This is a genomic window from Sphingopyxis sp. OPL5 (assembly GCF_003797775.2).
In the GTDB taxonomy this organism is placed as follows: Bacteria; Pseudomonadota; Alphaproteobacteria; order Sphingomonadales; family Sphingomonadaceae; genus Sphingopyxis.
The window spans coordinates 2,976,265-2,998,370 of the sequence record NZ_CP060725.1 but is presented as its reverse complement, the minus strand read 5'-3'; the positions used below and the strand labels follow the sequence as shown (position 1 = coordinate 2,998,370).

24 protein-coding genes are annotated in these 22,106 nt (G+C 67.1%); 20 read left to right on the top strand and 4 right to left on the bottom strand.

Annotation, left to right across the window (positions count from 1 at the left end):
• Positions 1 to 16 precede the first annotated feature (16 nt).
• The 4 genes from rpsM to rplQ all read left to right on the top strand — a co-directional run bounded on the left by rpsM (position 17) and on the right by rplQ (position 2,566).
• The gene (gene rpsM, locus EEB18_RS14440) at positions 17 to 385 is read left to right on the top strand and encodes a 30S ribosomal protein S13 (protein ID WP_056345954.1); all 369 of its coding nucleotides are present in this window, start codon (positions 17 to 19) and stop codon (positions 383 to 385) included.
• Between the two features lie 96 nt (positions 386 to 481).
• Complete coding sequence (gene rpsK / locus EEB18_RS14435) at positions 482 to 871, top strand: 30S ribosomal protein S11 (protein ID WP_003040416.1); 390 nt, start codon at positions 482 to 484, stop codon at positions 869 to 871.
• Positions 872 to 977: 106 nt separating this feature from the next.
• Entirely contained in the window at positions 978 to 2,036 is a 1,059-nt protein-coding gene (locus tag EEB18_RS14430) for a DNA-directed RNA polymerase subunit alpha (protein ID WP_056345952.1), read from the top strand.
• Positions 2,037 to 2,143: 107 nt separating this feature from the next.
• Positions 2,144 to 2,566 (top strand): 50S ribosomal protein L17, encoded by a 423-nt coding sequence (rplQ, locus tag EEB18_RS14425; protein ID WP_187140570.1) that lies wholly within the window; start codon positions 2,144 to 2,146, stop codon positions 2,564 to 2,566.
• A 160-nt stretch (positions 2,567 to 2,726) separates the two neighbouring features.
• On the opposite strand, the gene EEB18_RS14420 is transcribed toward rplQ, so the two are convergent.
• Both EEB18_RS14420 and EEB18_RS14415 read right to left on the bottom strand, forming a co-directional pair.
• Positions 2,727 to 4,304: an ABC-F family ATP-binding cassette domain-containing protein gene (locus EEB18_RS14420; RefSeq protein WP_187140569.1), complete on the bottom strand. Its 1,578-nt coding sequence runs from the start codon at positions 4,302 to 4,304 to the stop codon at positions 2,727 to 2,729.
• 148 nt (positions 4,305 to 4,452) lie between these two features.
• Complete coding sequence (locus EEB18_RS14415) at positions 4,453 to 5,169, bottom strand: hypothetical protein (protein ID WP_187140568.1); 717 nt, start codon at positions 5,167 to 5,169, stop codon at positions 4,453 to 4,455.
• A gap of 100 nt (positions 5,170 to 5,269) precedes the next feature.
• Between EEB18_RS14415 and EEB18_RS14410 the strand changes: the two genes are divergently transcribed.
• The 11 genes from EEB18_RS14410 (at position 5,270) to EEB18_RS14360 (ending at position 16,284) form a co-directional block, all read left to right on the top strand.
• Positions 5,270 to 5,845, top strand: coding sequence for a GbsR/MarR family transcriptional regulator (locus EEB18_RS14410; protein ID WP_187140567.1), 576 nt, complete (start codon positions 5,270 to 5,272; stop codon positions 5,843 to 5,845).
• A 10-nt stretch (positions 5,846 to 5,855) separates the two neighbouring features.
• Positions 5,856 to 6,548, top strand: coding sequence for a DUF4166 domain-containing protein (locus tag EEB18_RS14405; RefSeq protein ID WP_187140566.1), 693 nt, complete (start codon positions 5,856 to 5,858; stop codon positions 6,546 to 6,548).
• Positions 6,545 to 8,056: a TIGR01777 family oxidoreductase gene (locus tag EEB18_RS14400; protein WP_187140565.1), complete on the top strand. Its 1,512-nt coding sequence runs from the start codon at positions 6,545 to 6,547 to the stop codon at positions 8,054 to 8,056. The genes EEB18_RS14405 and EEB18_RS14400 overlap by 4 nt, the downstream gene beginning before the upstream one ends.
• Before the next feature lie 82 nt (positions 8,057 to 8,138).
• Positions 8,139 to 10,301 carry a prolyl oligopeptidase family serine peptidase gene (locus EEB18_RS14395; RefSeq protein ID WP_187140564.1) on the top strand — a complete coding sequence of 721 codons (2,163 nt, stop codon included), beginning with the start codon at positions 8,139 to 8,141 and terminating at the stop codon, positions 10,299 to 10,301.
• Positions 10,277 to 11,392 carry a hypothetical protein gene (locus tag EEB18_RS14390; RefSeq protein WP_187140563.1) on the top strand — a complete coding sequence of 372 codons (1,116 nt, stop codon included), beginning with the start codon at positions 10,277 to 10,279 and terminating at the stop codon, positions 11,390 to 11,392. Before EEB18_RS14395 ends, EEB18_RS14390 begins: the two co-directional genes overlap by 25 nt.
• Position 11,393: 1 nt before the next feature.
• The gene (locus tag EEB18_RS14385) at positions 11,394 to 11,882 is read left to right on the top strand and encodes a GAF domain-containing protein (protein ID WP_056345932.1); all 489 of its coding nucleotides are present in this window, start codon (positions 11,394 to 11,396) and stop codon (positions 11,880 to 11,882) included.
• Between the two features lie 130 nt (positions 11,883 to 12,012).
• Entirely contained in the window at positions 12,013 to 12,882 is an 870-nt protein-coding gene (locus EEB18_RS14380; RefSeq protein WP_187140562.1) for a glycine zipper 2TM domain-containing protein, read from the top strand.
• A gap of 179 nt (positions 12,883 to 13,061) precedes the next feature.
• The gene (locus EEB18_RS14375) at positions 13,062 to 13,592 is read left to right on the top strand and encodes a hypothetical protein (RefSeq protein ID WP_187140561.1); all 531 of its coding nucleotides are present in this window, start codon (positions 13,062 to 13,064) and stop codon (positions 13,590 to 13,592) included.
• A gap of 193 nt (positions 13,593 to 13,785) precedes the next feature.
• Entirely contained in the window at positions 13,786 to 14,337 is a 552-nt protein-coding gene (locus EEB18_RS14370) for a hypothetical protein (protein ID WP_262407934.1), read from the top strand.
• Between the two features lie 67 nt (positions 14,338 to 14,404).
• Complete coding sequence (locus EEB18_RS14365; protein WP_187140560.1) at positions 14,405 to 15,727, top strand: M20/M25/M40 family metallo-hydrolase; 1,323 nt, start codon at positions 14,405 to 14,407, stop codon at positions 15,725 to 15,727.
• A 110-nt stretch (positions 15,728 to 15,837) separates the two neighbouring features.
• Positions 15,838 to 16,284 (top strand): PilZ domain-containing protein, encoded by a 447-nt coding sequence (locus tag EEB18_RS14360; RefSeq protein WP_056345921.1) that lies wholly within the window; start codon positions 15,838 to 15,840, stop codon positions 16,282 to 16,284.
• 295 nt (positions 16,285 to 16,579) lie between these two features.
• Here the strand turns inward: EEB18_RS14360 and ctrA are convergent, their stop codons facing one another.
• Positions 16,580 to 17,287, bottom strand: a complete 708-nt coding sequence (ctrA, locus tag EEB18_RS14355) for a response regulator transcription factor CtrA (protein ID WP_056345920.1) — start codon at positions 17,285 to 17,287, stop codon at positions 16,580 to 16,582.
• A gap of 175 nt (positions 17,288 to 17,462) precedes the next feature.
• Complete coding sequence (locus EEB18_RS14350) at positions 17,463 to 18,422, bottom strand: LysR family transcriptional regulator (protein WP_187140559.1); 960 nt, start codon at positions 18,420 to 18,422, stop codon at positions 17,463 to 17,465.
• A gap of 253 nt (positions 18,423 to 18,675) precedes the next feature.
• Here EEB18_RS14350 and EEB18_RS14345 point away from each other — a divergent pair, with 253 nt between their 5' ends.
• From EEB18_RS14345 to arfB, 5 genes are all read left to right on the top strand, one after another.
• Positions 18,676 to 19,371 carry a pirin family protein gene (locus tag EEB18_RS14345; RefSeq protein WP_187140558.1) on the top strand — a complete coding sequence of 232 codons (696 nt, stop codon included), beginning with the start codon at positions 18,676 to 18,678 and terminating at the stop codon, positions 19,369 to 19,371.
• 125 nt (positions 19,372 to 19,496) lie between these two features.
• Positions 19,497 to 20,093 carry an FMN-dependent NADH-azoreductase gene (locus EEB18_RS14340; RefSeq protein WP_056345915.1) on the top strand — a complete coding sequence of 199 codons (597 nt, stop codon included), beginning with the start codon at positions 19,497 to 19,499 and terminating at the stop codon, positions 20,091 to 20,093.
• Positions 20,094 to 20,097: 4 nt separating this feature from the next.
• Positions 20,098 to 20,898: a DODA-type extradiol aromatic ring-opening family dioxygenase gene (locus EEB18_RS14335; RefSeq protein ID WP_187141221.1), complete on the top strand. Its 801-nt coding sequence runs from the start codon at positions 20,098 to 20,100 to the stop codon at positions 20,896 to 20,898.
• Between the two features lie 25 nt (positions 20,899 to 20,923).
• A complete protein-coding gene (locus EEB18_RS14330; protein WP_187141220.1) occupies positions 20,924 to 21,619 on the top strand; it encodes an RluA family pseudouridine synthase in 696 nt (231 codons plus the stop codon).
• A complete protein-coding gene (arfB, locus tag EEB18_RS14325) occupies positions 21,612 to 22,013 on the top strand; it encodes an alternative ribosome rescue aminoacyl-tRNA hydrolase ArfB (RefSeq protein WP_187141219.1) in 402 nt (133 codons plus the stop codon). The genes EEB18_RS14330 and arfB overlap by 8 nt, the downstream gene beginning before the upstream one ends.
• Positions 22,014 to 22,106 lie beyond the last annotated feature (93 nt).

Below are 22,106 nucleotides of genomic sequence, written 5' to 3'. Positions count from 1 at the left end.
CAGGAGAAAGTACCCCATGGCACGTATCGCGGGCGTCAATTTGCCCACCAACAAGCGCGTGATCATCGCGCTCACCTACATCCACGGCATCGGTCGCAAGACCGCCGTCGACATCGCCACCAAGCTGGGCATCGACCACACGCGTCGCGTTCAGGACCTCAGCGACGCCGAGATCCTGCAGATCCGCGAAACGCTGGACGCCGACCACACGGTCGAGGGTGACCTTCGCCGCAACACGGCGATGAACATCAAGCGCCTGATGGACCTCGCCTGCTACCGCGGCCTGCGTCATCGCAAGGGCCTGCCGGTCCGCGGTCAGCGCACGCACACCAACGCGCGCACCCGCAAGGGCAAGGCGAAGCCGATCGCCGGCAAGAAGAAGTAAGGTTCGAGCGCGTCCTTGCGGGCGCGCTTCCTTACTTTCCGCCGGAGGTCGCCACGACCTGCGGCCAGCTTCAGGATTTAGGATTAGGATTTCATCATGGCTCGTGAACCGCAGCGCCTTCGTCGGCGCGAACGCAAAAACATCTCGTCGGGCGTCGCCCACGTCAACGCGACCTTCAACAACACGATGATCACCATCACCGACGCACAGGGCAATGCGATTGCCTGGTCGAGCGCCGGCATGATGGGCTTCAAGGGAAGCCGCAAGTCGACCCCTTACGCGGCGCAGGTTTGCGCCGAAGACGCCGGCAAGAAGGCCGCCGAACATGGCGTCCGTACGCTGGAAGTCGAAGTCAAAGGTCCGGGAGCCGGTCGCGAATCGGCGCTGCGCGCGCTGCAGGCGGTCGGTTTCCACATCACCTCGATCCGCGATGTGACCCCGATCCCGCACAATGGTGTCCGCCCGGCAAAGCGCCGTCGCGTCTGATACCTGCTTCGGATCCGCCCCGTCCGGGGCGGCATCCGCTATCTCCTAACGCCGGACCGGTCGGTTTCCGCCCCCGCCCTGTCCCGCCAAAAGCAAAGGGAAGACCATGACTGTCAATATCCGGAACTGGCAGGAATTGAAGAAGCCCAGCAACCTGGAAATCAAGGCCGGCAGCGACGGCAAGCGCAAGGCGACCTTCGTCGCCGAGCCGCTTGAGCGCGGTTTCGGCCTGACGCTCGGCAACGCGCTGCGCCGCGTGCTGCTCTCGTCGCTCCAGGGTGCGGCCATCACGTCGATCAAGATCGAGAACGTCCTCCACGAATTCTCGAGCCTGGCCGGCGTGCGCGAAGATGTCACCGACATCGTCCTCAACGTGAAGCAGATCGCGCTGAAGATGGAAGGCGAAGGCCCGAAGCGGCTGCAGCTTTCGGCCACCGGTCCCGCGACCGTCAAGGCCGGCGACATCATGGTGTCGGGCGACATCAAGGTGATGAACCCGAACCATGTCATCTGCCACCTCGACGAGGGTGCGACGCTGAACATGGAACTCGTCGCCGACACCGGCAAGGGTTATGTCCCCGCGACCGCCAACCGCCCGGTCGACGCGCCGATCGGCCTGATCCCGGTCGACTCGCTCTTCTCGCCCGTGCGCCAGGTCGCCTACAAGGTCGACAATGCCCGCATCGGTCAGGAACTGGACTATGACAAGCTGTCGCTGACCGTCGATACCGACGGCACGGTGACCCCGGAAGACGCCGTCGCTTACGCCGCGCGCATCCTCCAGGACCAGCTGCAGGTCTTCGTCCACTTCGAAGAAGCGATGAACGACAGCGGCATGATCGGCATGGCGGCGTCGCCGACCACCGCCGACGAGAGCGACGTCAACCAGCTCAACCGCTTCCTGCTCAAGAAGGTCGACGAGCTCGAACTGTCGGTCCGTTCGGCCAACTGCCTGAAGAACGACAACATCATCTATATCGGTGATCTCGTTCAGAAGACCGAAGCCGAAATGCTCCGCACCCCGAACTTCGGCCGCAAGTCCTTGAACGAAATCAAGGAAGTGCTGTCGTCGATGGGCCTGCGCCTCGGCATGGACATCCCCGGCTGGCCGCCCGAGAATATCGAGGAAATGGCCAAGAAGCTCGAACAGGAACTTCTCGGCTGATCTTGCGCCCCGGCTTCGGCCGGGGCCAACAACGGGAAAGGGTCGGCCCGCAATCGACCTGGTCTGGGCTACCTCACACGGGCCTTTAACGAACGAAGGACAACATCATGATTCATAAAACCGGCGGCCGCAAACTGCAGCGCACCAGCGCGCACCGCACCGCGATGTTCCGCAACATGTCGGCCTCGCTGATCAAGCATGAGCAGATCATGACGACCGTCGCCAAGGCGAAGGAACTGCGTCCCTATATCGAAAAGCTGGTCACGCTCGCCAAGCGCGGCGGCCTGGCCAATCGCCGTCTCGCGCAGAGCCGCCTGCTCGACGAAACGCAGCTCAAGAAGCTGTTCGACGTCATCGCGACCCGCTACGCCGACCGCGCCGGCGGCTACACCCGCGTCATCAAGGCCGGTATCCGCGCCTCGGACGCGGCGTCGATGGCGATCATCGAATTCGTCGACCGCGACGTCGATGCCAAGGGCCAGGATTCGGGCCCCGTCGATCAGTATGACGACGAGGCGGAAGCCGCATAAGCCGCGCTTCCGGCGAAACGAAATCAAGGGCGGCGTCCGAAAGGATGGCCGCCCTTTTTCATCCCTCCCTCGTCATTGCGAGCGTAGCGAAGCAATCCAGAGCGGTTTACGCAGGCTCTGGATTGCTTCGCTACGCTCGCAATGACGAGGCTTTGAAACTCTATCCCAGCGCAATCCGCCGCGTCACCCCGATCGCGTCCAGGAATGGCGCGTCGTGGCTGACCACGAGCAGCGCGCCGTCATAGACTGCGAGCCCCGCCTCGACCGCTTCGAGCGAGTCGATATCGAGATGGTTGGTCGGCTCGTCGAGGATCAGCAGTTGCGGCGGCTGCGGCGCGCCGAGCGTGCAAGCCAGCCCGGCGCGCAGCATCTGGCCGCCGCTCAGCGTGCCGACGACCTGTAGCGCCGCATCGGCACGAAAGCGGAACCGCGCGAGCGCGGCGCGGCAGGCTTTTTCGTCGGTTTCCGGATGCAGGCGGCGGAAATTGTCGCGGATCGATTGTGCCGGGTCGAGCAGCGACACCGTCTGATCGAGCATCGCATGCTCGGCAATCACCCGCACCCGCCCCGCCCATGGCTGTAACTGGCCGGTGAGCAGCGCGAGCAGCGTCGTCTTGCCCGAGCCATTGGGGCCGGCGATCGCGACGCGTTCGGGGCCGACCATGGTGAAGGACAGGGTTTCGATCACCGGTTCGCCGGACGCATAGCCCGTAGTGGCATCCGCGACGTCGACGACAAGGCGGTTCGCCGCGAGGCCGCTGGGCGCGATGGCGACGGTGAACGGCTGAAGCACCTCGACGCGGCTTCGCGCAGCGGCCAGCGCGTCGCCGGCTTCGTCGCGCTTGCGGGCCGCCAGCCTTGCACCCGCACCGCCGCTGTCCTCGGCGCGGTCCTTCATCGCGCCGAGCAGGATGCGCGGCATGTCGCCCTTCGCGGCTTTCTTGCGCCCGCCCTTGTCCTTGCGCGCCTTGCGCTCGCTCGCCGCCTGCACCTCGCGCGCGACCTCGGCCGATCGACGCTCGGCGTCAGCGAGACCCTGCTCGGCCTGCAAGAGGTCCGCGGCCTTGCGCGCGCGATAGGCGCTCCAGTTGCCGCCATAGCGCGCCGCGCCGAGCGACGTGAGTTCGACGGTCGCGTCCATTTCCTCGAGCAGTTCGCGGTCGTGGCTGACGACGATCATGCCGGCGCGCCAATCGGCGACCAGATCGATCACCGCCTGCCGCCCGTCGCGGTCGAGATTGTTGGTCGGCTCGTCGAGCAGCAGGAAATCGGGCTCGGCGAGGATCGCGGCGGCAAGCGCAGCGCGGGTGCGCTGGCCGCCCGACAGGCGGGCGAGCGCGGTATCGGAGGTCGCGGCGAGCCCGACGCGGGCGAGCGCTACTTCGATCCGGCTTTCGAGCGTCCAGTCGGCGTCGGCGAGTTCGTCGGCCGTCGCGGTGCCCGCCTCGGCGCGCGCGAGCAGCGCCAGCGCGTCGGTCACCCCGAAGAGGTCGGCGACGAGCGCGCCGGGCGGCGGTTGGACGCTCTGGCGCAGCATCGCGAGCGTGCCCGCGACACGCACGCTGCCTGCTCGCGGCTCGATCTCGCCCGCAATCAGGCGCAGCAGCGTCGTCTTGCCGACGCCGTTGCGCCCGACAAGTCCCGTCCGCTCGGCGGCGAAGCCGAGGTCGAGGCCGGTGAACAGCGGCTGGGCGTCAGGGGTGGTGTAGTGAAGGTTCGAGAGGGTGATGGCGGGCATGGGGCTGATCCTGCAAGGCATGGCTTTGGGGCGATGACGTTGCAGGGAAATCCATGGCGGCTTACTCTTCCTTCGAAATCAGGCGATCATGATAGGCCGCGCGGGCCGCCGTCGCAACCCACGCGCCGGGCGATCGATCCCCCGGCCGTCAATAGGGCGCCTCGCCCGCCGCGACCGCGTCGCGTTTGCGCCGCAGCGAACCGCGCAATTCGTCCGCGGGAAGGCTCGCGGCGATCCGATTGGCTTCGTCGATCAGCGCCTGGTCCCGGGTCATCCAGCCATGGTCGTAGAGCGCTTCGGCGAGCAGGACCTTCTCGAACCAGTCGTCGGGGATCGCCTTCACCCGGTAGTGGTTCGCCTGCACCCGCATCGCCGACCACTCCGCAAGGCGCGGATCGTCGAAACGCAGCCCATGGTCGAACAACTGGCCGGCGGCGCCGCGAAATTCATAATGATCGCCATCGCCGCCGCGCACCGCGAGCGCCGGACCGAGCAGTCGCACGGTCTCGTCGAGCCAGGCGATTTCCTGTTGCTGTCCGGCGACATCGCCATAGTCGGGATCATTGTGCTGCGCGGCGTAAAAGGCGCCGATGGCCTGCAATTCGCGCAGCTTCAGCCCCGCCTCGGGGTCCGAGGCGAAGCGCACCGCCGATGCCCCGGCGCGCCCCTCGATCTGGATGAAAGCGTCGCGGATCGCGTCCTTTTGCGTGCTATAGTCGAGGTCGAAGGCATCGGAGACCATCTGCCCGATCGCCTCGATCTCGGCTTCGCCCGCCGCGCGCTCCACCTGCATCGCCATCGCGTTCGGCGCCGCCGCGCCGATCGCTCCCATCGCCAGCAAAGCCGCCGCCATCCCTGTCCGCATAAAAGCTCCACCCTCCGGAGCGACCCTGCGCCCCGTCTAGCCGCGTTCCCGCCCTCACGGCAATATTGACATTATTCCTGTTTCGACTATTATTTCTGTTATGACAGAAATGATCGAACATGAGTCGAAACTGTCCCCCGCGGCGACCGAGTTCATCCTCCATTGGGGCAATCTCGGCGGGCAATGGGGGGTCAACCGGTCGGTCGCGCAGATCCATGCGCTACTCTTCGTCAGCGACCGGCCGCTGCACGCCGAGGAGATCGCCGACCTCTTGGGCCTCGCGCGCTCGAACGTCTCCAATTCGATCAAGGAGCTGCTCGGCTGGCGGCTGATCAGCCGCGTGCCGGTACTCGGCGACCGGCGCGATCATTTCGCCGCCGAAACCGACATCTGGGAAATGGTGACGCGCATCGCTGCGGGGCGCAAGGCGCGTGAGGTCGACCCGGCCGAGGCGGCGCTGAAGGCGTGCGTCGCACGCGCGGCACACGACCCCGGCCTGAGCGATGGCGCAAAGGCGCGGCTTTCCGACATGCTCGATTTCGTCACGACGATGTCGCGGTGGCACGACGAGATGCTGGCGGTGCCGAAGCCGGCGCTGATGCGGCTGATCAAGCTGGGCGCCGGGGTGACCAAGCTGATCAATTGGCGGCCCGGCAAGGGCAAAGAGGCCAAGTAGGAGACGGACGATGTGGGGCGGAGCGCAGCGCGAAACGGTCGAAACGGCCCCCGCCTCTTCCGTGCGCGGCGACGAGGCGCTCTACGACTATCGCTTCCGGCGCCTGATCGCGCCCACAGCCTGGGCGGCCTTGCCCGAAACGGTTCAGCGCCGTTTTTCCAAACGGCTCACCGGCCTGCGGCTCGCCATCTATCGCGGCGAGATCATCACCTCCCAACGCTCGGCGACCGGCTGGCTGCTGGCGCAGTTGTGCCGCGTGATCGGCGCCCCGCTCCCGCTGTCGCGCGACATCGGCGTCGCGGCGGTCGTCACCGTCGGCGAGGACAGCGGCGGCGGCCAGTGCTGGACGCGCCAATATGCCCGCCGACGGGGGTTCCCTCAGGTGATCCACAGCGCCAAGCGTTTTGCCGGCGCAACGGGACTCGAGGAGCATGTCGGCGGCGGCATCGGCATGACGCTGGACGTCGAGGCGCGGCGCGACGGCCTGACCTTTCGCTCGGCCGATTATTTCTGGCAGATCGGGCGCCTGCGGCTGCGGCTTCCCGCGTGGTGCAGCCCGGGGGCGCTGACGATCGACCATGTCGATGTCGGCGGCGGCGAATTCCTGTTCATCCTGACGCTGCGTCACCGCTGGTTTGGCGAGATGATGCACCAGGTCGGGCGCTTCCGCGACCCGGCAGCAGAGGAAGGAGGCGTGTCATGACGGGCTGGCTTTGGACGGCGGTGATGCTGCAGATGGCGATGGGGGCGTTCGACACGCTCTATCACCACGAAGGGACCGAGCGGCTGGCATGGCGCGCGTCGCAACGGACCGAGTTGATGCTGCACGGCGTGCGCAACCTGCTCTACGCGGTGCTGTTCATGGCGCTCGGCTGGCTCGAACCGCGCGGCGGCTGGGCAGTGGCGCTGATCGCGCTGCTGGGCGTCGAGCTGGTCATCACGCTGTGGGATTTTGTCGAGGAAGACCGGTCGCGGCACCTGCCGGCGACCGAGCGGGTCACCCACACGCTGCTGACGCTCAACTATGGCGTCATCCTCGCGATGCTGGTGCCGCTGCTGCTCGGCTGGGCGGGCGAGCCGACCGCGCTGCCGCGGGCCGACCATGGCTGGCTGTCCTGGACGTGCCTGGTCGCCGCGGTCGGGGTGGTCGTTTCGGGCCTGCGCGACCTTGCCGCCGCGCGGCGGGCACCGCGGCTGGTCGAGGCGGACCCGGCCAGCCTGGCATCGGTGCTGCTCGATCGTCATACCATCCTCGTCACCGGCGGCACCGGCTTTGTCGGCCGCCGGCTCGTCGCCGCGCTGGCGGCGGCGGGGCATGAGGTCATCGTGCTAACCCGCGGCCCGGCGAAAGCGGCGCTGCCCGCGCCGGTGCGGGTGATCGCGAGCCTCGATGCGATCGACGACCGCCACCCGATCGACGCGATCGTCAATCTGGCCGGCGAGCCGATTTCCGATTCGCCCTGGACATTGCGCAAGCGGCGCAAGATTCTCCGCTCGCGGCTTGGCGTGACGCGCGCGGTGATGCGGCTCGCGGCACGGCTCGAGCGCAAACCCGAGGTGATCGTGTCGGGCTCGGCGATCGGCATCTATGGCCTGCGCGACGCGACCCCGCTGAGCGAAGCCGACGGTGGCACGCCCTGCTTCTCGCAGCGGCTGTGCGCGGCGTGGGAAGCCGCCGCCCGCAACATGATCCCGACCGGCATCCGCCTCGTGACGCTGCGCACCGGGCTGGTGCTGGCGGCCGAGGGCGGGATGCTGGCGCGGATGCTGACCCCGTTCGAATTCGGCCTCGGCGGCCGTTTCGGTAGCGGCCGGCAGGGGATGAGTTGGATCCACCGCGACGATATGGTGCGACTGATCGTTCACGCGATCACGACGCCCAGCCTTGCTGGGCCTGTCAATGCCACCGCCCCCGCGCCGGTCAGCAACGCCGCCTTTACCGCCGCGCTCGGTCGGGCGCTGCATCGCCCGGCGATCCTGCCCGTCCCCGCCGCGCCGCTGCGGCTGGCGCTCGGCGATTTCGCCGAGGAGCTATTGCTCAGCGGACAATTCGTCGTGCCGCACGCCGCCCTCGATAGCGGCTTTTGCTTCGCCTATCCGACGATCGACGCCGCATTCGACCGCATTGTCGGCAATACACCGCCGTCATCACCGCTGGCCGGGCAAGCGACGAGCCTCGGCGCGGCGCCGGGGCTGCCGATCGCCGCCTGAAACCAGATCGCGCTTGCCCCCCGCTTTTGCATCCTTACATTGGCACGCACGATAATTTCCCAAACCAAGAGGTCGCCTTGCCATGTCCCGTAAAGCCGTCACCGCGCCGCTGGCGCTGGTCGCCCTGTTCATGACCCCTGCCGCCGCACAGGCCGCCGGCGACGCCGCGAGCGCTACCACCCCCGCCGCGCTGACCTATCCCGACAGCGAGCGCGGCACGACGGTCGACCCGCAGTTCGGGGTCGACGTCGCCGACCCCTATCGCTGGCTGGAGGACGACGTCCGCGTCAATCCGAAGGTCGCGGCGTGGGTCGCCGACCAGAACAAGGTCACCGACGCCTATTTGGGCACGCTGCCCGGCCGCGACGCGTTCAAGGCGCGGATGACCGAACTCTATAATTACGAACGCTTCGGCCTGCCGCGCAAGGCCGGCACGCGCTATTTCTACACCCGCAACGACGGGCTGCAGCCGCAATCGGTGCTGTTCGTCCGCGAAGGGCTGAAGGGCGAGGGCCGTGTCCTGATCGACCCCAATGGCTGGGCCAAGGACGGCGCGACCGCGCTCGCCGAATGGACCCCGTCGGAGGATGGCAAAAATCTGCTCTATTCGGTGCAGGACGGCGGCACCGACTGGCGCATCGTCCGGGTGATGGATGTCGCCACCGGCAAGGATTTGCCCGACGAAGTGCGCTGGGTGAAATTTTCGTCGCTCGACTGGGCGAAGGACGGCAGCGGCTTTTATTATTCGCGCTTCCCCGAGCCCGCCGAGGGTGCGGCATTCCAGTCGCTCAACGAAAATCACACGGTCTATTTCCATCGGCTCGGCACCGCGCAGAGCGAGGACGTGCTGATCCACGCGACCCCCGACAAGCCCAAGCTCAACAACAGTGCGGTGGTCAGCGACGACGGCAAATATCTGATCGTTATCGGCTCCGAGGGCACCGACGAACGCTATGGGCTGACGCTCTATCCGATCGGGCCGAAGGGCGCGGGCAAGCCGGTGTCGCTGGTGAGCGACTTCGCGAACAATTGGGAATATGTGACCAACGAGGGGCCGCGCTTCACCTTCCTCACCAACAAGGGCGCACCGCGCCAGCGGCTGGTGTCGATGGATATTAGGAAGCCCGCGGCGCTGACCCAGCTCGTCGGCGAACAGGCGGGCACACTGGTCGGCGCCTCGCGCGTCGGCAACCGCATCATCCTGTCCTACCTCGGCGATGCCAAGTCGGAGGCGCGGATGGTCGCGCTCGACGGCAAGCCGGTCGCCAATATCAACCTCGCCGACATCGGGTCGGCGTCAGGCTTCGGCGGCAAGTCGGCCGACCCCGAAACCTTCTACAGCTTCTCCAGCTATGCCCGGCCGACGACGATCTATCGGCTCGACACCCAGACGGGCAAAAGCGAGATTTTCGCCGAGCCCAAGCTGACCTTCAATCCGCAGGACTTCAGCGTCGAACAGCGTTTCTATACGTCGAAGGACGGCACCAGGGTGCCGATGTTCCTGGTGATGAAAAAGGGCCTCGACCGCAGCAAGGGATCGCCGACGCTGCTCTACGGCTATGGCGGGTTCAACGTCTCGATGACCCCGGGCTTCTCGCCCACCCGCCTCGCGTGGGTCGACAAGGGCGGGGTGCTGGCGATCGCGAACCTGCGCGGCGGCGGCGAATATGGCAAGGCGTGGCACGACGCCGGCCGCCTCGACAAGAAGCAGAATGTCTTCGACGATTTCATCGGCGCGGGCGAATATCTGATCGCGCAGGGCATCACCGGCAAGGGCCAGCTGGCGATCGAGGGCGGATCGAACGGCGGGCTGCTCGTCGGCGCGGTGACCAACCAGCGCCCCGACCTGATCGCCGCGGCGCTGCCCGCGGTCGGCGTGATGGACATGCTGCGCTTCGACCGCTTCACCGCCGGGCGCTATTGGGTCGACGATTATGGCTATCCGTCGAAGGAGGCCGATTTCCGGACCCTGCTCGGTTACTCGCCCTATCATAATATCAAGGACGGCACCGCCTATCCGGCGGTGCTGGTGACCACCGCCGACACCGACGACCGCGTGGTTCCGGGGCACAGCTTCAAATATACCGCCGCGCTCCAGCATGCCCATGCCGGTGACAAGCCGCACCTCATCCGCATCGAAACACGCGCCGGCCACGGGTCGGGCAAGCCGACCGACAAGATCATCGCCGAAGCCGCCGACAAATATGCCTTTGCCGCCAAATGGACCGGGCTGAGCGTCCAGTAAGGCGCTGGCCCTGGATCGCCGCCGCTGTCCTGCTCGGGCTGGTGGCGGCGGCCTGGGCCGTGCTTCCCGACGGCAGGGCGGCGCGCGTCGAACGCCACGCGGCGTGCGGCGACCTCGCCGGCCTGCCCCGTGTCGAGCACTTGGCCGACGGGCGAAGCGCGATGCGGCTGCGCGTGCTGCAGTGGAACGTCGAGGGCTTGCCCTGGCCGATCCGTAGCGGACGCGAAGCAAAACTGGCGCGCATGGCCAACTGGATCGCGAAACGCCGCGCCGCGGGCCTCGGCCCCGACATATTGATCCTGCACAAGGCGTTCACGCCCGAAGCCTCGCGCATCGCCGTCGCGGCCGGGTTCCGCACGATCCTTCCCGGCCCGGCACGCGACCAGCGGCGCGAACTCGCCGCAGCGACGCCGCCCGCGGGCTATGCCGACGCCGCGCGCTGGTGGAAGGGCGAACATGTCGGCAAATGGCTCGATGGCGGGCTCTATGTCGCGACCGACCTTCCCGCCATGGGCGCGGTCAGCACGGCCTTCGGGCGCGACAGTTGCGCCGGATATGATTGCCTGTCGAACAAGGGCGCCCAGTTCCTCGCCCTCCCCCTGCCCGGCGCGCCCGAGCCGCTCGCGATCTTCAACACCCATCGCAATTCGCGCGAACCCGCCAAGGTCGGGATCGCGCGCGCCGAGACCGCGCATATGTTGCAGACGAAGGAAAATGACGCCTTCCTGGCTGCGTTCGTAGCACCCGATGCAGCGATGATCGCCGCCGGCGATTTCAACAACTATCGCGCCGGCGACCGCAGCGGACGCTTCGCCGCCGATCCGGCCTTCCGGCTGGTCGGGAAGGGCACAGGCTTTGCCGCGCGCCCGGCGCCGATGACCGACCACGCGGCATGGAAACAGGCCTATGACCTGATCGGGTATCGCAGCAACGACCGGCTACGCGTCGAACCGCTTTCGGTCGCGACCCTGTTCGACGGCAAACATGGCCCTCGCCTTTCGGACCATGACGCCCAATATATCGTCTTTCGCGTCAGCTGGCGCAGCGACGCTCAGCCGCTCGACCCTCCCCCCTGCTTCAAAGGGAAATGACATGTCCTTCGCCTTCGCCCCGACCGCCACCACCGCCGACGCCCAATGGGCCGAAACCGCCGCCGCCGCCGAAGCGCTGGTCGCGGGCGAGCCCGACGGCATCGCCAATATGGCCAATGTCGCGGCGCTGATCTGGCAGGCGATCCCCGATTTGAACTGGGCGGGATTTTACCGTTTCGACGGGACCGAGCTGGTGCTCGGGCCGTTCCAGGGCAAGGCGGCGTGCATCCGCATCCCGCTCGACAAGGGCGTGTGCGGGGCCGCGGCGCGGCTGCGCGCGACCCAGCGCGTCGAGGATGTCCACGCCTTTCCCGGCCATATTGCGTGCGACGCCGACAGCCGCAGCGAGCTGGTGGTGCCGATCGTCGTCGGCGACCGGTTGATCGGAGTACTCGACCTCGACAGCCCCATCCCCAATCGCTTCACCGCCGACGATCAGGCCGGTGCCGAGTCGCTGGTCGCGCGCATTGCGGCGGCGCTTGCCGCCTGAATCTGACCCAAATCGGGACGAAATCGTCAAGGTAAACGGATTCGCGGAAAAGCCGCGATTTTGCTAACAAGCTGTTAACCAATCGCTGTTGCCGCCCCCGGCGACCGCTGTCGGAACAGGGAGTTAGACCATGCGCACCGCAATTCTTCTCGGGCTCGCCGCCGGATCGCTGCTGCTGGCGGGCCAGGCGCACGCCTTTGGGCATGATCCCGCGCCGCGGCTCGACTATGGTGCGCCGTCGGCGCCCGACGCGCGCGTCTACACCGGTTATCCCGACCGCGTGCCGAGCGAAGTCGATTACCGCCAGGTCAACGGCACCTACGACGCCGAGGGCCGCTGGACGGGCACCTGGAACGGCACCTATGAGGCGCCCGACGGCCGCCGGTACGACGGCCGCTACGAAGGCACGGTCGAGGGTGCGGGCACCAGCTATGCGCCGCCGCCCGCTTACGATCCCTATTATGACAATCGTGGCGGCTATGACGGGTACGACGCGCGCTATGACGAGGAAATGAATCGCCGCTGTGGCCGGGGGGGCACGGTCGGCGGTGCGGTTGTCGGCGGCGTCGTGGGGGGCATCGCCGGCAATCGCATCGCCGGGCGCGGCAACCGGACCGAAGGCACGCTGATCGGTGGCGCGCTCGGCGCCGTCGCCGGCGGCGCGATCGGCAGCGACGCCGACCGCAAGCGCTGCGACGAATGGCACAGCCGCCGCAGTTCCTATCAGCAGGGCGGGGGCTATCCGCCGCAGGGCTATTACGGCCAGGGCGGCACGACCGTCTATCAACAGGGCGGCTACGGCTATCAGGGCTATGGCGCGCCCTATGGCTATTACACCCCGGGGGTCGTCGTGACGACGATCATCACCACCGGCGCGCCGGTGGTGACCGAGCGGGTCGAGACGACCACCCGCTCCTATTATGAAAATGTCCCGGTGCGGAAGCGCTATGTCGCCAAGAAGAAGTGGAAGCCCCGGCCGAAGCCGCGCTGCGCCTGCTGAACCACGGATCGGCAAGAGCAGAGGGCCCGCCTCCCGACAGGGACGGCGGGCCTTTTGCCGTCCGGCAACGTTTCGTCGTGCCCGAACACCGGTTCAGCGGCGCGAAAGCATCCTGGTCCTATTGCGCGACGATGGCGGACCGCGATGGGCGATGTCCGCGCTTGGGGAAGGAATCCTCGATGCGTAAGATTGCCAATATCGCCGCCGCCGCCGCGGTCGTCATCACCTCGGTCGGGCTGAGCGCCGTTCCCGCCGAGGCGCGCGGGCGCCATGGCGGCTGGGGCCATCGCGACCGCGACAACATCAGCACCGGCGAAGTGCTCGGCGGCCTGTTCGTCATCGGCGCGATCGCCGCGATCGCTAGCGCCGCGAGCAAGGACAAGGACCAGCGCCGCGAGCCGCGCTACGACCCGCCCTATCCGAACGACCAGTATCGCGAAGTGCCGCGCTACCAACCCGACGCCGACAGCGACCCGTCCACCGGCGCCTATGGCCGCGGCGAGGCCGAGGCGCGCGCCGCCGACGCGTGCAGCTGGGCGGTCGAGGCCGAAATGGGCGACGACGCCCGCGTCGACCGCGTCGACGGCACCGAGCCGAACAATGGCGGCTGGTATGTCACCGGCACCGCCTCGTACGCCAGCGGCGAGGTCCGCAGCTTCGGGTGCAGCTATCGCGGCGGCCGCGTGGTCGACGTCAACTTCGGCGGCTGATCGCCCCCACCGCGTTCGCAAAGGGCCGCGTCACCCAAGGGTGGCGCGGCCCTTCGCTTTTGAAGCTGAACCCCCGCTAAACCAAGTCTGAACCCCAGATAAGCGGCGGGTTCAGACCCGCGACACCCCCCTCCTTCTATACCGGCATCAACAGGCGGCGAACTCTGCCCCCTGCGTTGAAGGAGACCGAACCATGGCTATGACCAAATTGACCAAGGCCGCAGTTGGTGCGGCCACCGCCGGCGCAATGTTGCTCGGCAGCACCCCCGCACTGGCCCGCGACCGCGATCGCGACGGCGACGGGATCAGCGCGGGCGAAGTGATCGCCGGCGCCGTCGTCCTCGGCGGCCTCGCCGCGATCCTGTCGAGCGGCGACAACGACCGCTACGACCGCGACGGTCGCTACGACCGCCGTTATGACGATCGCTATCGCGGCGGTGGCCGCTACGACGATGCCCGCTACGGCTATGGCTATGACTATGGCCGCTATGGCAACAGCCGCAGCGCGGTGAACCAGTGCGTCAACGCGGTCGAGCGCGGCAGCCGCCGTTATGGCAACACCGACGTCACCCAGGTGACCAGCATCGACCGCAAGCGCGACGGCTATAAGGTCAAGGGCCGCGTCGTCGTCCGCGACGGCTACGGCGGTCGCTGGGGCCGCGGCGGCTATTACGACCAGGGCAAGTTCAGCTGCGACATCCGTTATGGCCGCGTGCAGGACATCAAATTTTCGGGCCTGCGCTAAGCTCCTTGAGCCCCTCCCTTCCGGGGGAGGGGCTTTTCTTTGTCCGCGCCAAGCCGCATGAAGCGGCATGATCAAACACAGCCTGTTCACCGCGCTGCTGCTGACCGCAGCCACCCCCGCCCTCGCGAAGGATGACACCCCTGCCGCCGACCCCGCGCGGCTGAAAGCCGATGTCGAGAAGCTCGTCGCCTTCGGCACCCGCCACACATTGTCATCGGCGACCGATCCGAAGCGCGGCATCGGCGCCGCGCGCAATTGGGGCGCCGCCGAGTTCGAGCGCATTTCCAAGGCCTGCGGCGGCTGCCTGACGGTGTCGCGAATCAGCGACCGCTTCGAAGGCCCGCGCGCACCCGACGGGGTGATCGTCGAAAATATCCTCGCGATCCAGAAAGGCACCGGCGACCCGGCGCATGTCATCATGATCGCGGGCCATATCGACAGCCGCGTCACCGACCCGATGAACTTCACCGCCGACGCCCCCGGCGCCAACGACGACGCGTCGGGCACCGCACTGGTGATCGAGGCGGCGCGGCTGCTGTCGAAGGACAAGCACCGCGCGACGATCGTCTATGCGCTGCTGTCGGGCGAGGAGCAGGGGCTGTGGGGCGGCAAGCTGCTCGCGCGGCACGCGCAGACCGAGAAGTGGCAGGTCGCGGCGATGCTTAACAACGACATCGTCGGCGGCACCCACGGGCTCGACGGCACGATCGTCGACGGCCGGGTGCGCGTGTTCAGCGAGGGCATCCGCGCGTCGGAGGATCTGGCGGCACAGCTTGCACGGCGCGGCATCGGTGGCGAGGACGACGGTCCGTCGCGCTCGCTCGCCAAGGCGGCAATCCGGGCGGGCGAAGCGAATCCGGCGATCGGGCTGGAGGTGCTCGCGGTGCGCCGCCCCGACCGTTTCCGCCGCGGCGGCGACCATCTGCCGTCGCTCGAACTCGGCTATCCGGCGATCCGCTTCACCGTCGGGGTCGAGGATTACGACCACCAGCACCAGGATCTGCGCACCGAGAACGGCCGCAAATATGGCGATACGGTCGACGAGATGGACTTCCCCTATCTCGCCCGCGTCACCGCGCTCAACGTCGCGCTGGCGCGCACCCTCGCCGACGCGCCGCCCGCTCCGGCCAGCGTCAGCATCGACGGCGCGGTGAGTTCGGACACGAAAGTCGCCTGGACGCCGGTCAAGGATGCGGCCGCCTATCGCATCCACTGGCGCCGCGCCGACAAGAGCGGCTGGACCGATTCGAAACTGGTTCAGGCCGACGCCGGCGGCGAAATCCTGCTCAAAGGCGTGCAGATCGACGACCATTTTTTCGGCGTGTCGGCGGTGTCGTCGGGCGGTGCCGAAAGCATCGTCACGTTTGGCGGTCTGCCACCGCAAAAATAGGGTGAGCCGACGCCCGCGCTAGCCGATTATTTACCATCCGGTGCTATAGGCAGCGATGGGACCAAAATCGCTGCCCGGAGTGGGATCCGGCGGCATGATTTGGGTCGCCCATGTCGCACGACGAGGAACAATCTGCTTCCGAAAGCGCCGAAAAACGGCAGCCGCGCCAGTCGCGGCTGGTGAAGGCCGCGCTCGAATCCGACCGGTTCGGCCGCTTCGACGTGACCGTGCGCAATGTGTCGCAGACCGGCATCGGCGGCCAGGCGCCGCATTGCCTGGCGCGCGGCGAACGGCTCACCGTCCATTTGCCGGGCCACAGGGCGATGATGGGGACGGTGCGCTGGGTCGTCGATCAGCGTTTCGGGATCGAAACCGACGAGGAAATTCGCCTCGACCAGCTGCGTGCGGCACATGGCGGCGGCGTCCCCTCGGCCGACCGCAGCGTCGAATTTCGTATCATCCCGCCGCCGAAGGACGTTGCGAAGCGCCCCGGCCTGTCGCTCGGCGCCGCGTCGCCGGGCAATCCGTACATGAGCGACTGGCGCGCGCGGCGGTAACGCCCGTTTTCGGGCGAAAGGGGACATATAAATCCTCCCTGTGGCGAAGCCATGGGGAGGGGGACCGCCGCGAAGCGGTGGTGGAGGGGCCGCGAGGTCGCGCGACGCCTACGGCGTCGGCCCCTCCGTCAGCCCTGCGAGCTGCCACCTCCCCATCGCTTCGCGACAGGGAGGATTTAGGGAATGCCCGCTTTCCACCCAAAGCCGACCTGCAGACGGCAAAACGGAAAACCGGCGCGGATCGCTCCGCGCCGGGTCCCCCGTGTAAACCTGCTATGAAAAAAGGCGCTGCGCGTCAGGCGACGCGGCGCACTTCATTGCCTTCTTCGTCGATGTCGCGCAGCACATAGCCGCGGCCCCAGACGGTCTCGATGTAGTTTTCGCCGCCGCACGCGAGCGCGAGTTTCTTGCGCAGCTTGCAGATGAAGACGTCGATGATCTTGAGTTCGGGTTCGTCCATGCCGCCATAAAGATGGTTCAGGAACATTTCCTTGGTCAGCGTCGTGCCCTTGCGCAAGCTGAGCAGCTCGAGCATCTGATATTCCTTGCCGGTCAGATGGACGCGGGTGCTGTCGACTTCGACCGTCTTGGTGTCGAGATTGACCGCCAGCTTGCCGGTCTTGATGACGCTCTGGCTGTGGCCTTTCGAACGGCGGACGACCGCATGGATGCGGGCGACCAGTTCGTCGCGGTGGAACGGCTTGGTGACATAATCGTCGGCACCGAAGCCGAACGAGCGTACCTTCGAATCCATTTCGGAAATGCCCGACAGGATCAGCACCGGCGTCTGCACCTTGGCGGTGCGGAGCTTTTTCAGCACGTCATAGCCGTGCATGTCGGGCAGGTTCAGGTCGAGCAGGATGATGTCGTAATCATAGAGCTTGCCCAGATCCAGGCCCTCTTCCCCCAGATCGGTGGAATAGACGTTGAAGCCTTCGGTCGTGAGCATCGTGTCGATCGCCTTGGCGGTCGTCGGCTCGTCCTCGATCAGCAATACGCGCATTGGGCACCCCTTGACTGTTTCCCACGATGACCCCGCGACCCGTCCGCTTGATCACCTGCGTGATGTCACCGACCGAACCCCTGTTGCGGGACTGCCGGAACATTAACCATGAAAGCAATGAAGGGAAAAGGTTAATTTTGATTTAACCCGCAGGAATCCACGAGTCGCGAGGCATTCATGCCACAGTTTCGGGTCCCGAACGCCCCGAAGCGAGCATTAGATGCTGCGCATGCGCACCGGTGCAGGAGCGCTTGAGCGTGTCGACCAGATGGTCCGACAACGCCTTGACCCGCGCCGGGCGCAGCCGCGATGGTGGCGAAAGAAGGTGAAGATAGGATTGCGGCAGCGACCAGTCGGTGAGGATGCGGACGACCTCGCCCTTCACCAGCGCCTCCTCGGCGATGAAATCGGGAAGCACCGCGATGCCGCCACCGGCGATCAACAGCGGGATCATGATGTCGCCATTGTTGGTAAAGAGCGGCCCGGTCGGGATCACCGTCGCCTCTTCGCCGTCGCGGTGGAACCGCAGCGGCATCGCGCGTTCGCGGTGGCCGTATCCGATCAGCCGGTGGCGGCCGAGGTCGAGCGGGTGGCGCGGGGTGCCCTGTTTTTCCAGATAGGCCGGGCTCGCGATCACCGATCCCGCGACCGGCGCGATGGTGCGCGCGAGCAGGCTCGAATCCTCCATGCTCGCGATGCGCAACGCCAGGTCGATCCCCTCGGCGACGACATCATGGCGCGCATCGCTCAGCATCACCTCGATCTCGACCGCGGGGTGCATTTCGAGGAAGGTCGCGAGCGGGCGGCCGAGCACCTTGATCCCGAAGCTCATCGGCGCGGCGAGGCGGATCGGACCGGCCAGGTCGTTGCGGTCGCCGCGCGCCGCCTCGGTCGCCGTGGTCGCCGCCGCGACCATCGCATGCGCCTCGCCGAGCAGCCCGGCGCCGGCGGTCGAGACAGTCACCGTGCGCGAACTGCGGTGGAGCAAGGCGATGCCGAGCGATGCCTCGAGCCGGGTCACCGCCTTCGACACGCTCGCCTTCGACAGGCCGAGCGTCGTCGCGGCGGCGGTAAAGCTGCCGCTGTCGGCGACGGCGGCGAAACAGGCCCAGCCTTCATAATCGGGAAGCGCCATTCTCTTCGTCCTCTATTGCCTGCCCATGGTCGCCACCTGTTGCCCCGTCATTGCGAGCGAAGCGAAGCAATCCAGGGCGGATTACGCACACTCTGGATTGCCGCGTCGCCTCCGGCTCCTCGCAATGACGAGGTCAAAAATGGAAACGATAGATTTCCATCTACGCTATTTTAGAAACAATCCCAATCGCTATCTTGGCTTCAACAAGACGGCCCCCGGCACCCGCCGCAGGCCCGAACGAAAGGACGACGCCATGATCGACATTCGCAAATTCGACAGCCTCGGCCACGCCGACCATGGCTGGCTCGACGCCCGCCACCATTTCTCCTTCGCGAACTACCATGACCCGAAACGCATGGGCTGGGGCGCGCTGCGCGTGTGGAACGACGATGCCATCGCGGCGCAGGCAGGGTTCCCCCCGCACCCGCACCGCGACATGGAAATCATCACCTATGTCCGCAGCGGCGCGATCACCCACCGCGACTCGATGGGCAACACCGGCCGTACCGCGGCGGGCGATGTCCAGGTGATGAGCGCCGGCACCGGCGTGACGCACAGCGAGTTCAACCTCGAGGACGAGCAGACCACGCTGTTCCAGATCTGGATCATGCCCGACCGCGCCGGTGGCAACCCCGGCTGGGGCGCGCGCCAGTTCCCGCAGGCCGATCGGTCCGGCCAGTTCGTGACGCTCGCCAGCGGCATCGAAGGCGATGACGCTTTGCCGATCCGCGCCGACGCCCGGGTGGCGGCGGCAACGGTGAACGCCGGCGAGACGGTCTCCTACGACCTCGAAGCCGGGCGCCACGCCTATCTCGTCGCCGCCAAGGGTCGCATCCGCGTCAATGGCGAGGACGCCGATCCCCGCGACGGCATCGCGCTGCGCGATGTCGGCACGATCGAGGTCGAGGCGATCGACGACGCCGAACTGGTGCTGGTCGACAGCCTGTAACGAAGCCCCGGGCCGCCGCCTCTCCCCCTGGCGGCGGCCCCCCCTGTGCCGCGAGTTCCCCTCCCCCGGTAAATGAACTCGCGGCACCCCCTTCTTCCCAATGTTCCAGTCCAAGGAGTAAAATCATGTCCCATATTCTTCGCATCGATGCCTCGGCCCGCAACAGCGGTTCGACCACCCGCCAACTCACCGACCAGCTCGTCGCCCGCCTTGTCGAACAGGGCTATGGCGCCGCGGTCACCCAGCGCGACCTCGCGCTCACCCCGCCGGCGCTGCTGACCGAAAACTGGGTCGGCGCCAATTTCACCGACGATGCCGAGCGCAACGACGACCAACGCGCCGCACTCGCGCTTTCGGACGAGCTGATCGCCGAACTCGAAGCCGCCGACACGATCGTTATCGGCGTGCCGGTCTATAATTTCGGCATCCCCGCCGCGCTCAAGGCGTGGGTCGACCTGATCGCCCGCGCCCGTCGCACCTTCCGCTACACCGAGACCGGTCCCGAAGGCCTGCTCAAGGGCAAGAAGGCCTATCTCGTCGTCGCCTCGGGCGGCGTGCCGGTCGGCAGCGATTATGATTTCGCGAGCCGCTACATGCTCCAGCTGCTCGGCTTCGTCGGCATCACCGACGTCCAGATCATCGCCGCCGACCAGCAGATGGTGGACGGCGAAGCGATAGCCCGCGCGACCGCGTCGATCGCCGACCTCAAGCAGGCGGCCTGAATCGATGCGCCGTCTCCCGAGCCTTTTCGTTTCGCACGGCTCGCCGATGATGGCGCTCGAGCCCAGCCCGGCGCGGACCTTCCTCGCCGGGCTGGGCACCCAATTGCCGCGCCCGCGTACAATCCTGATGGTGTCGGCGCACCATGACGCGGCGTACCAAGGGGGCCGCGCGACGGTGACCTCGTCGGCGAACCCGCCGACGATCCACGACTTCGGCGGCTTTCCCGACGAACTCTTTGCGATGCGCTATCCGGCGCCGGGCGATCCGGCGCTCGCGGCGCGCATCGTCGCTCTGCTCGGCGACCATGGCCTGACGGTCACCGCCGATCCCGAACGCGGGCTCGACCATGGCGCCTGGGTGCCCTTGTCGCTGACCTATCCCGGTGCCGATATCCCCGTCGTCCAGCTCTCGATCGCGTCGAACGCCTCGCCCGAATGGCATTATGCTTTGGGCCAGGCGCTGACGCCGCTGCGCGACGAAGGCGTGCTGATCATCGGGTCGGGCAGCATCACCCACAACCTCCGCGCGCTCTTCTCGGCACGCCCCGCCATCGATGCCCCCGCCCCGGCGTGGGTGACCGGTTTCACCGACTGGGTCGCCGAGCGCATGGCGGCAGGCGCGGTCGACGATGTGCTGCACGCGGTCGAGCGGGCGCCGCACGGCCACGACAATCACCCGACGATGGATCACATCCTGCCGCTTTTCGTCGCGATGGGCGCGGGCGCCACGCCCTTCGCGGCCGAGCGGCTGCACGCCAGCACGACCTATGGCCTGCTCGGCATGGACGTTTATTCTTTCGGCTGACCGGCGCGCGGCCTATAGGCCGCCGATGTTACTCACCGATCATATCCTGTTCCTCGACGGCGAGGCGATCGTCGTCGACAAGCCGGCGGGCCTGCCCGTCGATGCGCCGCGCGATGGCGGCATCAGCCTGATCAATCATCTCGACACGCTGAAGTTCGGGTTCAAACGCTGGCCGCTCGCGGTCCACCGGCTCGACCGCGACACCTCGGGATGCCTCCTGCTCGCGCGCAATCCTAAGGCGCATGGCCGCTTCACCCGGGCATTCGAGGCGCGCGAGGTCGAAAAGGCCTATCTCGCGATTGTCGACGGCATCGTCGCGGGCGAGCGCGGCACGATCAACCTGCCGCTCGCCAAGGTTTCGACCGCCGAGGACGGCTGGCGCATGGTCGGCGACGCCGACGGCAGCAAGCGCGGCAAGCCGTCGATCTCGCATTGGGAAAAACTCGCCGAGGTCGGTGGCCGCAGCCTGCTGCGCTTCCGCCCCGAAACCGGCCGCACCCACCAACTCCGCGTCCACGCGCTCGAAGGCCTCGGCTTTCCGCTCGTCGGCGATCCCGTCTATGGCACCGGCGGTGCGCGCGATCGCACCATGCTCCACGCCGAGCGGCTGGTGGTGGCGCGCGGCGACAAGCCGTCGATACTCGCCGAAGCCCCCTTCCCCGACCGCTTCACCGCGCTGGGTTTCGCGGCGCCGGAGGGTGCGGAGCCGACGCGTGGCTGACATTCCGGAATCGGCGATCAGCGAGAAATTCCTCGCCGGAACCGGGCCGGGCGGGCAGAATGTCAACAAGGTCGCGACCGCGTGCCAGCTGCGCGTCAACGTCTATGCGCTCGGGCTCGACCCCGAAGCCTATAAAAGGCTGAAAACCCTCGCCGGCAGCCGGATGACGACCGATGGCGAACTCGTCATCCTCGCGCGCCGCTATCGCACCCAGGAAGCGAACCGCGCCGACGCGCGCGAACGGCTGACCGCGCTGGTCGATGCCGCGCGCGTCCGCCCCGAACGGCGGGTGAAGACCAAGCCGAGCAAGGCGGCGAAGGCGCGCCGCGTCGACAGCAAGAAGGCGCGCAGCACGATCAAGGCGGGCCGCGGCCGCGTCCGCCCGTCGGACTGAGGCGCAAACCGTCCCGCCGCGAGACAGTAAAGCCGCGTTCCGAAGATATTTACGCTCTCCGTTTACCGCTGCGAAAGCATCGCCCCCTAGATT